Origin of the sequence: Brasilonema sp. UFV-L1 (assembly GCF_012912105.1) — a bacterium.
GTDB lineage: Bacteria > Cyanobacteriota > Cyanobacteriia > Cyanobacteriales > Nostocaceae > Brasilonema.
The window spans coordinates 1-14,077 of the sequence record NZ_QMEA01000164.1; the positions used below are offsets into that span (position 1 = coordinate 1).

The window sequence follows — 14,077 nt, forward strand, 5'->3', positions numbered from 1 at the left end:
AGCTACTTCCCCTCCCTCACTCCCCACTTGGGAGGACGAACTTTATCTGGAATTCCATCGCGGTTGCTATACGACTCACGGTGACCAAAAACGTTGGAATCGTCGCTGTGAAGGATTATTGTACGAAGCAGAACTGTTTGCAGCTTTGGCAACGATAAGTTCTGAGGTGACATATCCAAAAGCTGAACTAGAAGCGGCGTGGAAAAAGGTCTTATTTAACCAGTTTCACGATATTCTGCCCGGTTCTTCGATTACTCAAGTTTACGTGGATGCACTTCCGACTTGGCAGGAGGTGGAAAAAGTTGGCAATGACATATTGCAGCAGTCTTTGACTCATCTTGCATCCCAAATTTCTCTGGGCGAGCCGCCTCAACCTGACGCTATACCAATTGTCGTCTTCAACTCCCTGAATTGGCAGCGCTCATCGGTTGTTGCCGTTGACTTACCTCATCCTCACTCGGATGCTTGCGTTTATAACCTCCAAGGAGAACTTTTGCCTTCCCAACTAAGTGACGACTTGAAGCTGCTGTTTTTAGCAAGCGATGTCCCCTCTGTTGGCTATCGCGTTTTTTGGCTTTCCCCTCAACTACCTAAAAATGGCAATAACATAACCCAGTCTGATGATACCAAATCGAGTTTGCGAAAGCAAGAACATTTTTGGCAAAAAAGATTGACGTTAGAAAATGAATTTCTGCGGGTAATTGTTGACGAGCAAACTGGTGATTTGTCGAGTATTTTTGACAAAGTTAATGATAGAGAAGTTCTCTCTCAAGCCGGAGGAAATCAATTACAAGCTTTCCAAGACAGCGGTCAATATTGGGATGCTTGGAATATTGACCCTAATTATGCCCAGCATCCCTTACCACCAATGCAGCTCAAGTCTATTGAGTGGCTGGATACTGGACCAGTACAAAGTCGGGTGCGTGTGGTGCGTCAACTTGGTCAATCTGAGTTTTGCCAAGATTACATCTTGCAAATCGACTCACCAGTTTTTAAAATCGCTACGACTGTTAACTGGCAAGAACGTAACTGTTTGGTGAAAGCTGCTTTTCCTCTGAATGTGGAAGCAGACTTCGCGACTTATGAAATTCCTTGTGGTGCAATTCGCCGTTCTACTCAACCCAAAACTCCAGCAGAAAAGGCGAAATGGGAAGTCCCGGCTTTACATTGGGCTGATTTGACAACTTCTTATTCTATTGATGGTACAAGTGATGGTACAAGTTACGGTGTCAGCCTACTAAATGATTGTAAATATGGATATGACACTCAACCCAATCAACTACGCTTAACCTTACTGCGTAGTCCCAATTGGCCTGACTCGGAAGCAGACCGAGGATTTCATGAATTTACTTATGCGTTGTATCCTCATGCCGGTAGCTGGGAATCAGCCCATACAGTCAGACATGGGTATGAATTAAATTTACCAATGCAGGTCATAGGACTTCGTTCAAAACAGGAGCAAAGCCATAAGTCTTTACCCCCTGTTGGTAGTTTACTCGATTTGTCGGCAGAGAATTTAATCTTGATGACGTTTAAGCAAGCTGAAGATGACCAAGAGCAATGGATTCTCCGGTGTTACGAATGTCATGGTAAGACAGCCAATTTCCACTTGCAAAGTGATTTGGGGTTAACTGTAGGAGAGTCTGTTGACTTGTTGGAGCACCCTTTACCCACACCCAATTTCTCATCTCAACAACAAATCTTTACAATACAGCCTTGGAAAATTAGCAGCTTTAGGGTTTCCTAGTAGGTTTCTCGTTGCGCTTAGGTGCAACAAGAAACCTATGAGCTTTAATCTTCGTGGTCTTCAAAGGGATCGCTCAATTCCTTACTGGGAGGACCAAAAGAAGTATAGATGGACAGCGCCGTGATGACAATCACAACAGCGCAGACGGAAATGCTAAGAACTATTGCGGGTTCCATGACAAGTATAGATAATGTGTTCTATTCCTATAGAATATTACAGAAGATTAAAAAATGCTTTGGCAACTCATCTTAGGTGAACTATGGCACAAAGGACGCGGTTGGGAGATATCCTCAAACCTCTAAACTCTGAGTATGGTAAAGTGGCTCCAGGTTGGGGTACTACCCCCCTGATGTCTGTTTTTATTCTGCTATTTTTCGTGTTTTTGTTGATTATTCTGCAACTTTATAACAAGTCCATCATGATTCAAGATGTTTCTGTTGACTGGCGGACTTTGGGCGGTTAATGATGCTTAGAGTTGAAAAGCCTGCATCCTGAAGCTATCCTATACCCGGCTCGCAACCGGGTTTTTTGTCAATACTTAAAAGTGCCGCCGCATTCCTGAGGACAGTACGCCCAGGAGTGTTTCCCAAAATTCCCAAAATAGGTATCTGTCCGTCCCACCCCGCGCATGACAAGACAAGTTTCCTGAGTCAACCTGTCCCTGGTGGGCTTCCTGCTTCCAACACTGTGAGATTGCTGGAGGAAATTTAGCGACATCTGTATGTCTGATGACACCAAATCAAGGACAATCATTAGATCGCAGGATAAGTTTTACGCCCGCACTGAAGCTGATCGATTTGAACCGTATTTCTCACCAATGCTAACAGAGAACTTAAGTTTTCCTCCCTTTTGCCCTGGAAGCTTTGCCTGCATTTGCAGAAATTGCAGCTTATGTTAGAGCATTAAGTCACTAGGATTAGTATCGCAGCAATGACGATAACTTGATTAAACTACATATATAGGTTTACAAAACTGCTTTTGAGTTTATAGGAGAAAAATATGAATGTATTTGGTATCGGTTTGCCAGAGATGGCTTTAATCTTTGTGGTAGCGCTGTTAATCTTTGGTCCCAAAAAGTTACCAGAGGTTGGCCGCAGTCTGGGAAAAGCGATTCGCGGTTTTCAGGAAGCTTCTAAGGAATTTCAAAACGAGTTTCAAAAAGAAGCAGTTCAGTTGCAAGAAGCTGTGAAAACGACTGCTCAACTAGATACCAAGCAAACGACTGAACTAGAAACCAAGCAAATAGAAGCAGCTAAATTGGAGCAAGATACCGCGAGATCTGCCCAAAAAAGCTAGACTAAAGGCAAATGACAGAAGCTGTTGCTCAAAAAACTTTGGTGATTCCTCAGCTAGTTGTCGGGTTGGGGAACCCAGAACCTAAGTATGATCAAACACGCCATAACATCGGTTTTGCTGCTGTAGATGCGCTATCCCGTTGTTGGAAGATTCCCCTAGCTGAAAATCGCAAGTTTCAAGGCGATTATGGTGAGGGAATTGCACCAAATGGAGACAAAATTCGTTTGTTGAAGCCATTAACTTATATGAATCGCTCAGGACAAGCGATGCAAGCTGTGACAAGTTGGTATAAGCTACAACCTGAGTTGGTCTTAGTTATTTATGATGATATGGATTTACCTCTAGGAAAGACTCGCTTGCGCTTGTCTGGTTCAGCTGGAGGACATAATGGTATGAAAAGCGCGATCGCACACCTTGGAACACAAAACTTTCCTCGTTTACGTATCGGTATTGGTAAACCAAAAAATGCATCGACTAGTGATGAATCAGGTGCTATCTCTCATGTCTTAGGACGATTTTCAACAGCAGAAAATCAGATGGTGTCTGCTGTACTTCAGTTTGTGGCGGAATGCGTAGAACTCAGCCTCAAGCAAGGAGTAGAAAAGGCAATGAATATTTGTAATAGCCGCTCTTTTGAGAGTTCGCAATCTTAGAGTTCATCACCGGGAAAAGACAAAGCGCACTAAAACCGGCTTAGTACGCGAATCAATTCGTTCTCAAAGAAAAGATGTCTGAAGGTAACTAAAGTTGGAATGCATTTTGAGGGCAGTTCTATGGGCGGATTCCCCGACTCTTTGAAAACTGCCCGTTTCCATTCCTAGAAGAAGATGGACTTTCTGCTCCCAACAGTACTGTATTCTGGATGCCGAATGCACTAAGACTTATTTAACATCATTTTGTCAAGCAACGCCAGAACGAAATCGCTTTATTTCATACGTCGCTTGCGTCTAGCAGCTACAGCCTTGCGTTTACGCTTTTCTAATGGTGTTTCAAAGTGTCTATGATACTTAACATCAGCTAAGATTCCTGCTTTGGAAACTTGACGTTTAAATCGGCGCAGAGCTGAATCAATTCCTTCATTTTCTCCTAAAACCACCTGGGTCATTCTTATTCCTCATGTTCCTCATAATCAATATCTCCCATTGTAGTCTTGCCTTTACCTTGACGAAACTCCCCCAGAGAAAAGTCAGAGATGATGGGGTGATGGGGTGATGGGGTAAATAATTTTTGACTAATAACTAATGACTAATGACTATTCACTATCTTGGTTAGACATTTTGATAGAAAGAGCTAATTGATAGAGTTGACGACGGGGAAGGGAAGTTTCTTTTGCTAGCTGACGGCTGGCTTGCGATCGCGATATTCCTTGACTCATTATTTTGTGCAATTCTGCTTTAAGTTCTTCTTCTGTTAATTGCGGTTTCGCCGGTGGGGTTCCTGCCACAACTAAAGTATATTCGCCTTGAGCCTCGCGTTGGCTGTAATGAATAATTGCTTCTTCAATTGTTCCTCGCCAAAATTCTTCATACAATTTGGTTAACTCCCGCGCTATGACGATTTGACGAGTGTTTCCGAAAACTTCGCCTAAATCTTGCAAAGTTTCGCGTAGGCGGTGGGGAGACTCATAGAAAATAAGTGTACGGGCTTCAGCTTCCAGGAATTCTAAGTGCGATCGCCTCTGTTGACTTTTAGCAGGCAAAAATCCTTCAAAAACAAATCTATCCGTCGGTAATCCCGCTGCGCTTAATGCAGTCATTGCTGCATTTGCACCAGGAATTGGTACAACTGGTATCCCAGCCTCAACACAAACTTTCACCAATTCATATCCAGGGTCAGATATTCCTGGTATTCCTGCATCACTCACCAGAGCGATCGCTTTCCCATGACTAAGTTGCTCTAATAACTCTGGGATACGACTACTACGGTTATGTTCATGATAACTCATCTGCTTTGTTGTCACTTGAAAATGTTGTAACAATCTACCTGTGTGGCGTGTATCTTCCGCCGCAATGATATCTACTGTCTGCAAAACTTTCACTGCCCGGAATGTCATATCTTCCAGGTTACCAATAGGCGTGGCGACAACGTAAAGTGTTCCTGATTTTATATCCATGAATCAATATTATCTCGTGGATTGACTGGAGCTTATAGTAGTTTTCAATTGGGTGTAATATATAGATGATTTCTAGGGGCACGGCATAGAACAGTCGCTACCATCTGCCTGTATTTAAACAACTAATCTATCCAGGTAAAAATGGCTATAGACTAAAGGCGTACGATAGAAAAAAATTGATTGCAGTAGCTTTTCACCAATGGACACCATCAAATACACGCTTGGCGAAAACCAAATGCCACAGTCTTGGTATAATATCCAGGCTGATTTACCAACACCGATGGCACCAGTGCTACACCCCGCGACATATCAGCCAATTACAGCAAAAGACTTAGAACCCCTTTTTCCAGCAGCCTTGATTTCCCAAGAGGTTACCACTGAACGCTGGATTGAAATTCCTGAGGAAGTACAATCAATTTACCGCCAATGGCGACCAACTCCACTTTACCGTGCCCGACGCTTGGAGAAAGCCCTTGATACTCCTGCCAAAATTTACTATAAGTACGAAGGTGTCAGCCCAGCCGGTAGCCACAAACCTAATACAGCTATTCCACAAGCTTATTACAATAAGCAAGCAGGGGTAAAGCGCTTGACAACAGAAACTGGTGCCGGACAATGGGGTTCTTCGCTGGCAGTTGCTGGTGCTTTTTTTGGTTTAGAAGTCGTCGTTTACATGGTAAAAGTGAGCTATCGGCAAAAGCCATATCGTCGCGCTTTTATGGAATCTTTTGGTGCGCGTGTCATAGCTAGCCCCAGTGATGAAACACAAGCAGGGCGAAAGATTCTCCAAGAAAATCCTGATAGCACAGGTAGTTTGGGCATCGCTATAAGTGAAGCAACAGAAGTGGCAGTACAAGATGACCAGACAAAATATGCATTAGGTAGCGTCTTAAATCATGTACTACATCATCAAACTGTCATCGGTCAAGAAGCACTGACACAACTAGAACAAGCAGGCGACTACCCTGATATTATCGTAGGCTGTACAGGTGGCGGTAGTAATTTTGCTGGTATTGCCTTTCCCTTTATGGGTGCAAAGCTGCGGGGTGAACAACGTGATCTCAAATTTGTCGCAGTTGAACCGGCTGCTTGTCCAACCTTAACTAAGGGCAAATATACATATGACTTTGGCGATACTGCACATCTTACCCCTCTTGTCAAGATGCACACTTTAGGCAGCACCTTTGTTCCCCAAGGCATTCATGCAGGAGGGTTACGGTATCATGGCATGGCACCTTTGCTCAGTCATGTTGTAGACTTGGGTTTGATTGAAACAAGAGCTTACACACAACTTGATTGTTTTGCATCTGGTTTAACTTTTGCCTGTAGTGAAGGGATTTTACCAGCTCCTGAAGCCAATCATGCAGTCAAGGGTGCGATTGATGAAGCACTGCGCTGTAAGGAAGAAGGAGTCAGTAAGACTATTCTATTCAATTTGTGCGGTCATGGTCACTTCGATATGCAAGCGTATATAGATTATCAGGCAGGATTGTTACGCGATACTGAGTATAGTGCTGAAGAAATAGCGATCGCACTCTCAGGTTTGCCTGTGATTAGTTAAAGTCTATGGAAAAATATGGGTTATTTGTCGGTTTAGTCACCTTAGATTTGATTTATCTTGCCGAGTCTCCTCCCAAGAATAACCAGAAAATAGTCGCTGCCGATTATACTGTTGCTGCAGGTGGTCCAGCAACAAACGCGGCTGTTACTTTCAGTCATTTGGGCAATCAAGCTACAGTGTTGGGTGTCGTGGGTTGTCACCCAATGACGCAATTAATAAAAGGAGATTTAGCAAATTATAAAGTCGAAATCACTGACCTTGACCCTACTACGCAAAACGTACCGCCAGTTTCTTCTATCATTGTCACCCAAGCAACTGGTGAACGAGCAGTCATTTCCATCAACGCTGTCAAAACTCAAGCAACCCGCGAATCTATTCCGTCAGAAGTTTTGCAAAATCTTGATCAAAATGTAAATATTGTGCTGATTGATGGACATCAAATGACTGTTGGGAATGAAATTGCCCAAACAGCTAAAGCGAGGAATATCCCAGTTGTCATCGATGGTGGTAGTTGGAAAAACGGGTTTGACAAAGTCTTATCTTTTGTAGACTACGCTATTTGTTCCGCTAATTTTCATCCCCCCAACTGCCAGACTGAAGATGAGGTTTTTACCTATCTCAGTGGATTTGGCATTTCCCACATCGCCATCACTCATGGACAAAAACCCATTCGATACCTTGAGTCTGGAAAAGCTGGCTTTATAGATGTGCCGACTGTTCAAGCCGTTGATACACTGGGGGCTGGAGATATTTTCCACGGTGCTTTTTGTCATCACATTTTACAGGAAAGTTTTACCACTGCATTGCAGCAAGCAGCTGATGTTGCTGCTTTTCGGTGTCAATTTTTTGGTACGCGCCGGTGGATGCATTCCCAGTAGTCGATTGCTGATTTGAAAATAGGCGTTAAATCTCTAATTTATCGGAAGTCATTCCTCCCCGTAAACACGATTATCATTTTTCTTCCAACTATTTTGAGTCTTTTAACTGATTGACAAAAGACGCTTTATCTCAACTTCTCACGGATGGCTTCCACCTGATTACTAGTTATTTGATTACCAACCTTATTGGTAAAAAGAGGACGCTACATTTTTGCGAAGGTTGGAACCCTTGCTTTTACGTTTGTTTTCAAAAGTTTGTGGTTTACTGACTCAGAGAAAGGCAGTCTTTTAATTAAAGTCCAGTATAAAATTAATCTAAAAATACAAAAAAACTGCATAATCATCTGCATGATAGCACCCATAAATAAGTAGGGGACTATTATGCGGACAATTTTTCAAGACGAACATGAACGAGTTATGAACAAATTGTATATGGTTTGGATGATTATTTGTAATAAAATTTATCTTTGTCGGTTGGTGGAGCAAAGCAGAACCCAACGTTTCAAATCACACGATTTTTGGATGCCTAAAATATTGAGCAATGTTTTGCCAACAGCATTCTTAGTGGAAACTAACATTTTTGTTGGGGTTCGGTGAGCTACACCCAACCTACTCTTTCTACTCTTTGTTGAGATGAAAAATTAAAACTTAAACTAATAATGATAATTAAGGATGGTCAATAATGGTGTTTACTTCAAATGATATAATGGCTATTTTTCCAAATCAGCTATGGTTAGAAATACCCGAACAGGAGCAGGAACACACATGGGAACTTGTAACCAAACAACTATATTCAAATGCAGCCGCGCGCTGGAATGGTTATCTAAATACTCTTTGTCTAAATAGTTTTCTGGCTTGGTTTCAAGATGATTTTGACAATGGGGATTTCCAATTGCATCAAGAAGCTGATTTATCGATTTGGGAAGTTGTCAATGGGACAATTCTGACTTTTGGTGAAACTCGTATTGTCTTAATTCCTGATGATCAAAGCAATTTATCCGAATTTTGCATCCCTCAAGAATGGGTTGATATTACAAACTGGGCACCTGATTATTATTTGGCTGTACAGTTAAACTTAGAAGAGTGTTGGTTGCGGGTGTGGGGATACGCTACGAGGACACAAATACGCGAACACGCAAGATATGAGGTGAGTAGCCGAAGTTACTGCTTGGATGCCGAAGATTTAATTCCAAATATAAACGTAATGTGGGTAGCACAGGAATTTTGTCCTCCTCAGAAACCAGAAGTTCAATTCTTGCCCAGTTTGTTACCTAGTCAAGTCGAAAAATTATTAGAACAACTTAGTCATACAACGTCTTATTCACCCCGTTTAGATGTGCCATTTCCAGAGTGGGCAGCAATACTAGCATCAGATGAATATCGACAGCAACTGTATCACCTCCGGATAGAAAACTGCAACAAAAAAATAGTGGAATCTAGCCCGGCTGTAATTGGTAGTAATTTAAGCCTTTGGTTCCAAAAAATTTTTACAGCAGGATGGCAGTCTTTAGATGAATTCTTTGTTCTAGAACAAAGAGATTTCGCCTTGAATTTCCGCAGTCATTCTCTGTTTGACTCGGAGATTAAGATTAAAGGTGTTAAGTTAATCGATTTAGGAATGCAACTGGGGGAAAAATCAGTGGTGCTACTGGTTGGTTTAACTCGGGAAGCTGATGAAAAAGTATGTATTCGTGCGCGATTATGTCCAACCACTGGAGAAAATTACCTGCCAGCTAATATGAATTTGATTTTGCTCAGTGAGTCGGGAACGGTACTCCAAGAAGTGCGATCGCGCAGTCACGATAACTATATTCAACTTAAAAGATTTAAACCTCCACAAGGTACGAGGTTTAGTATCCAAGTTTCTTTGGGCGATGTCAGTGTCAAGGAAAATTTTGTGCTTGAGGAAATTTATGGATAGATTGCGATAAAATAGACACAATCATTCAAAATACTAATATAACAGTTATTATACTGCCTCAACTCTTAACAAATGAGTAAATCAGTAGTCATTAATCTGGGAAGCGGTGATTACCAGAGTGGATTTCCAAGAGTGACTGCTCAAATTTGGGCTGAAGAACACCTTCTACCAGAGCAATTCATTGGCAGTTTACCCCCAGCAACTTCTCTGATTGAACTGTATAAAAATTGGCACTCACTTTATCAGCATCTCTACGCTCACCAACAGCTACTTTCGCCACCAGCAAAAGACAACTCTCAAGAGATAGAAATCGAGGAAGGTGATATAACTAACGTTTCTGTTGTCAGCTTCGATGAATTATCTGAAGAATTACAAGCAGGAATTAATGAGTGGTTCAGATCGAGGGAGTTTCTTGATATTGACCAACAGTTGCGATCGCGACTTACAACAGCAGAAGAAATTCGAGTCATTATTGAAACTAGTGATCTGGTGCTGCGGCGATTACCTTGGCATCGCTGGAATTTCTTTAGAGATTTTCCTAAAGCTGAGATGGCACTGTCTCGACCGGAGTACAAACGTACTCTAGTTAACTCTGCAAAAGACCAAAGTAGGAAAGTTAGAATTTTAGGGGTTTTGGGTAATAGCTTTGGTATTGATTTTGAGAGGGAAAGTCAATTTCTCAACAGCTTAGCGGATACCGAAACAGTTTTTCTCGTTAAGCCATCGCGTCAAGAATTAAACGCCCAACTTTGGAATTCAGACGGGTGGGATATTTTATTTTTTGCAGGTCACAGTCAAACAGAAAATGAAACAGGGCGGATTTATATCAACGAGAACCCGACAAATAACAGCTTGACGATTGAAGAGTTAAACCAAGCGTTGCTAGCGGCTATAGGAAACGGTTTAAAATTGGCAATTTTTAACTCCTGTGATGGGTTGGGACTAGCTGTAGCATTGGAGAAATTAAATATTCCCACAGTAATTGTCATGCGAGAACCTGTGCCGAATCGTGTGGCGCAGGATTTTTTTCAGTATTTTCTAGAAGCTTTCGCAGTTCGTAGACTATCTTTATATTTAGCAGTACAGCAAGCGCGCCGGAAGTTGCAAGGGGTAGAATCGGAATTTCCTGGTGCGTCTTGGTTACCTGTGATTTGCCAAAATCCATCAGTAGAAGCCCCAACTTGGCTGACTTTGGGGGGAATGCCCCCAAGTCCATATCGCGGTTTATTTGCTTTTGGGGAAGAGGATGCACATCTATACTTTGGGCGAGAAAAATTTACCCAGGATTTGCTTTTAGCAGTCAAAACCAAGCCGTTGGTGGCTGTGGTTGGTGCTTCTGGAAGCGGTAAGTCGAGTGTTGTTTTTGCTGGCTTGATTCCAGCGCTACGGGCGTCGGATGAATTTACGAATGTAACGGATAATTTGAAAGTGAATCCAACAGATAACTCATCTGTTATATCCCCGACAAAATCCGCAGCCCCACATATTATCTCTTTTCGTCCAGGGCATAATCCAATTGCTGCGTTGGCAGTAGCTTTAGCACCTTTATTGCACTTTGAATCACACGAGCAAGTAAACAATTCAAAATCCATAGACACGCAAGCGGCTGACGGCAGGGAAATCCAAAGTCTAAAATCAAATGTCCGTCGCCAAATTGAACTAGAAGTAGCGAACGCACTCTGGCAAGATAACCAAGCTTTAACCAAAATCATCAAAAACTTAGTGCAGCAATCAAGTTGCACCCGCCTAATACTAATAGCTGACCAATTTGAAGAACTTTATACTATAAGCCCAGAATCACAACGTCAGTCTTTCTTAGATGGACTGCTCAATGCCTGTAGAGACGCTCCAGTGTTTACCCTTATTTTAACACTGCGCGCCGACTTTTACGGACATGCTGTTTCTGACCGTCGCTTCAGCGATGCTTTACAGGGGGCAGTTTATAACCTCGGTCCGATGAGCCGTGAGGAATTGCGATCAGTGATCGAAAAACCTGCGGCACAAATGCAAGTCCGACTAGAGGAGGGATTGACAAATCTACTCATTAATGGTGCATTAGGATACCCCGGACGTTTACCGTTACTGGAGTTTGCCCTGACGCAAATGTGGTCAAGACAACTCTGTGGTTGGTTGACTCATGCTGCTTACAACGAAATAGGTGGTGTTGAGCAAGCTTTAGCAAATCACGCTGAGGCGGTTTATACTCAACTAACTCACAACCAAAGGCTCTTGGTGCAGCGGGTATTTATTCAGTTGGTGCAACCGGGGACAGGAACAGACTTCAACCGACGATTGGCGACGATTGATGAGGTAGGAAGCGAAAACTGGGATTTGGTAACGCAACTTGCCTCAGCCCGTGTGCTAGTAACAAACCGTAATCAGTTATCAGGTGAAGAAACGGTGGAAATCGTGCATGAGGCACTGATTAGAAGCTGGGGACGCCTAGAACAGTGGATACAAGTTGATGGTGAATTTCGTCACGCTCAAGAGCAGTTGCGATCGGCAATTCGTGAGTGGGAAAGTAGCAATAAAGATGAAGGTGCTTTGTTGCGTGGGAAGTTTTTGGCAGACGCAGAATATTGGCAGCAAAAACGCACAGATGAGCTGAGTTTGAGGGAAAAAAATTTTATTGAGCTTTCTTTAACACTGCGAGATAATGAGAGAAAGAAGCACAAGCGTAGACGGCGACTGACTATCTTAGGGTTAGCAGGTGGTTTGGTGTTTGCTTTGAGTTTGGCACTCATAGCTTGGTGGCAAGGGCAGAAAGCACACGACAGCGAGATTAAAGCGATGAGTGAATCCTCAGATGCGCTTTTCGCCTCTAATCAAAAGTTGGATGCGCTGATCAAAGCAATCGAGGCGAGGCAAAAACTGCAAAAGTTAGGTAGGGTAGGCGCAGACACTCAGCTAATGGTTGAATCAGCGCTGCGTCAGGCAGTTTATGGAGCACTTGAGTACAATCGCCTGGAAGGACATAACAGTGAGGTTAAGAGAGTAGTTTTCAGTTCTGATGGTAACATGATCGCCTCAACGAGCGACGACAAAACCGTTCGACTGTGGAAGATTGATGGCACATTGCTTCACACCCTAAAAGGACATAACGATGTGGTTTGGGGAGTTGCAATCAGCCCTGACGGTAACACGATTGCCTCAGCGAGTGCGGACAACACTGTTAAACTCTGGAACAAAAACGGTACATTACTGACTACGCTTAGGGGTCATAGTGATAAAGTTTGGGGAGTTGCAATCAGCCCTGACGGTACTACGATTGCCTCGGCGAGTCACGACAAAACTGTTAAACTCTGGAACAGAAACGGCACGTTGCTCCATACCCTCAAAGGGCATCAAGATATAGTTTGGGATGTTGCAATCAGCCCTGACGGTACTACGATTGCCTCGGCAAGTGCAGACAATACAGTCAAACTTTGGAAGATTGACGGCACGTTGCTTCACACCCTTAAAGGGCATAGTGATAAAATTTGGAAAGTCACTTTTAGTCCGGATGGTAACACAATCGCCTCGGCAAGTAACGACAACACTGTCAAACTCTGGACGATTGACGGCATGTTACTCCACACTCTCGAAGGGCATCAAGCTCCGATTGCAGGAGTTGCAATCAGCCCCGACAATAACATAATTGCCTCGGCAAGCTGGGATAAGACCGTCAAACTCTGGAGGCGGGACGGTACTTTGTTGACTACGCTCAATGGGCATAGCGAGAGGGTTTGGGGAGTTACTTTCAGCCCTGACGGGAAAATACTCGCCTCGGCAAGCGGCGACAAGACCGTTAAACTCTGGAAGCTAGACAACACGTTACTGACTACCCTCAGAGGTCACAGCGCTGCAGTTCTTGGAGTTGCAATTAGCCCTCAAGGTAGTACGATCGCCTCAACGAGTGATGACAAAACTGTCAAACTTTGGAAGATTGACGGCACAGAACTTACTACCCTTCCTTCGGAACGCTACCCTAACAAGGGAGGTCAAGCTCCGTTTTATGGAGTTGTTTTTAGTCCCGTAAGCGCAAAGCGCAGGCGCAGCCAACGCGCAGCGTCCCCGCAGGGGTTTGGTAACATAATTGCCTCGGCAAGTGAGGACAAAACTGTCAAACTTTGGAAAGTGTCGGGGAGAGTGCCTGTCCTACTGACTACCCTTCCTTCGGAACGCTACGCTAACAAAGGACATAACGATGTGGTTTGGGGAGTTGCAATCAGCCCCGACGGTAAGATGATTGCCTCTGCAAGTTGGGATAACACTGTCAAACTTTGGAAGATTGATGGCACCTTACTGACTACCCTTAAAGGGCATCAAGCTCGGGTTTGGGGAGTTGCAATCAGTCCTGATGGTAACACAATCGCCTCAGCGAGTGGGGACAACACTGTCAAACTCTGGAAGCGTGACGGCACATTACTGACTACCCTTAAAGGACATCAAGCTCTAGTTTGGCAAGTTACTTTCAGTCCCGATGGTAAGATGATTGCCTCAGCTAGTGGGGATAATACTGTCAAACTCTGGAAGCGAGACGGTGAGTCAGCGCTGCAGGAGGGTATCCCTCCGCAGGCGA

The 14,077-nt window shown here is 43.5% G+C and carries 11 protein-coding genes; 8 read left to right on the top strand and 3 right to left on the bottom strand.

Features of this window, described 5'->3' with window-relative positions; genetic code table 11:
* Positions 1 to 1,747: glycoside hydrolase family 38 C-terminal domain-containing protein (locus DP117_RS29880; RefSeq protein WP_169221829.1), on the top strand; the 1,747-nt coding region annotated here is incomplete at its 5' end.
* A gap of 44 nt (positions 1,748 to 1,791) precedes the next feature.
* Here the strand turns inward: DP117_RS29880 and psbN are convergent.
* Positions 1,792 to 1,923, bottom strand: coding sequence for a photosystem II reaction center protein PsbN (gene psbN / locus DP117_RS29885; protein ID WP_071654130.1), 132 nt, complete (start codon positions 1,921 to 1,923; stop codon positions 1,792 to 1,794).
* Positions 1,924 to 2,006: 83 nt separating this feature from the next.
* Here psbN and psbH point away from each other — a divergent pair, with 83 nt between their 5' ends.
* From psbH to pth, 3 genes are all read left to right on the top strand, one after another.
* Entirely contained in the window at positions 2,007 to 2,210 is a 204-nt protein-coding gene (psbH, locus tag DP117_RS29890) for a photosystem II reaction center protein PsbH (protein ID WP_169221830.1), read from the top strand.
* A gap of 536 nt (positions 2,211 to 2,746) precedes the next feature.
* Positions 2,747 to 3,043 (top strand): TatA/E family twin arginine-targeting protein translocase, encoded by a 297-nt coding sequence (locus DP117_RS29895; protein WP_169221831.1) that lies wholly within the window; start codon positions 2,747 to 2,749, stop codon positions 3,041 to 3,043.
* Between the two features lie 11 nt (positions 3,044 to 3,054).
* Positions 3,055 to 3,696, top strand: coding sequence for an aminoacyl-tRNA hydrolase (gene pth, locus DP117_RS29900; RefSeq protein ID WP_169221832.1), 642 nt, complete (start codon positions 3,055 to 3,057; stop codon positions 3,694 to 3,696).
* A 272-nt stretch (positions 3,697 to 3,968) separates the two neighbouring features.
* Here the strand turns inward: pth and rpsU are convergent, their stop codons facing one another.
* Positions 3,969 to 4,148, bottom strand: coding sequence for a 30S ribosomal protein S21 (gene rpsU, locus DP117_RS29905; protein WP_017316130.1), 180 nt, complete (start codon positions 4,146 to 4,148; stop codon positions 3,969 to 3,971).
* 147 nt (positions 4,149 to 4,295) lie between these two features.
* Positions 4,296 to 5,156, bottom strand: coding sequence for a 16S rRNA (cytidine(1402)-2'-O)-methyltransferase (gene rsmI / locus DP117_RS29910; protein ID WP_169221833.1), 861 nt, complete (start codon positions 5,154 to 5,156; stop codon positions 4,296 to 4,298).
* A gap of 199 nt (positions 5,157 to 5,355) precedes the next feature.
* Here rsmI and DP117_RS29915 point away from each other — a divergent pair, with 199 nt between their 5' ends.
* The 4 genes from DP117_RS29915 to DP117_RS29930 all read left to right on the top strand — a co-directional run.
* Positions 5,356 to 6,717 (top strand): TrpB-like pyridoxal phosphate-dependent enzyme, encoded by a 1,362-nt coding sequence (locus DP117_RS29915; RefSeq protein WP_169221834.1) that lies wholly within the window; start codon positions 5,356 to 5,358, stop codon positions 6,715 to 6,717.
* A 5-nt stretch (positions 6,718 to 6,722) separates the two neighbouring features.
* Positions 6,723 to 7,595 carry a sugar kinase gene (locus DP117_RS29920; RefSeq protein WP_169221835.1) on the top strand — a complete coding sequence of 291 codons (873 nt, stop codon included), beginning with the start codon at positions 6,723 to 6,725 and terminating at the stop codon, positions 7,593 to 7,595.
* A gap of 706 nt (positions 7,596 to 8,301) precedes the next feature.
* Positions 8,302 to 9,516 carry a DUF1822 family protein gene (locus DP117_RS29925; protein WP_248277885.1) on the top strand — a complete coding sequence of 405 codons (1,215 nt, stop codon included), beginning with the start codon at positions 8,302 to 8,304 and terminating at the stop codon, positions 9,514 to 9,516.
* Positions 9,517 to 9,588: 72 nt separating this feature from the next.
* A partial coding sequence (locus DP117_RS29930) for a CHAT domain-containing protein (RefSeq protein ID WP_169221837.1) occupies positions 9,589 to 14,077 on the top strand: 4,489 nt, incomplete at its 3' end.

Coding starts and splice junctions, on each gene's coding strand:
- rpsU (WP_017316130.1), bottom strand. CDS start 4,148: ATGACCCAGGTGGTTTTAGGAGAAAATGAAGGAATTGATTCAGCTCTG.
- DP117_RS29895 (WP_169221831.1), top strand. CDS start 2,747: ATGAATGTATTTGGTATCGGTTTGCCAGAGATGGCTTTAATCTTTGTG.
- psbH (WP_169221830.1), top strand. CDS start 2,007: ATGGCACAAAGGACGCGGTTGGGAGATATCCTCAAACCTCTAAACTCT.
- DP117_RS29925 (WP_248277885.1), top strand. CDS start 8,302: ATGGCTATTTTTCCAAATCAGCTATGGTTAGAAATACCCGAACAGGAG.
- DP117_RS29915 (WP_169221834.1), top strand. CDS start 5,356: ATGGACACCATCAAATACACGCTTGGCGAAAACCAAATGCCACAGTCT.
- rsmI (WP_169221833.1), bottom strand. CDS start 5,156: ATGGATATAAAATCAGGAACACTTTACGTTGTCGCCACGCCTATTGGT.
- psbN (WP_071654130.1), bottom strand. CDS start 1,923: ATGGAACCCGCAATAGTTCTTAGCATTTCCGTCTGCGCTGTTGTGATT.
- pth (WP_169221832.1), top strand. CDS start 3,055: ATGACAGAAGCTGTTGCTCAAAAAACTTTGGTGATTCCTCAGCTAGTT.
- DP117_RS29920 (WP_169221835.1), top strand. CDS start 6,723: ATGGAAAAATATGGGTTATTTGTCGGTTTAGTCACCTTAGATTTGATT.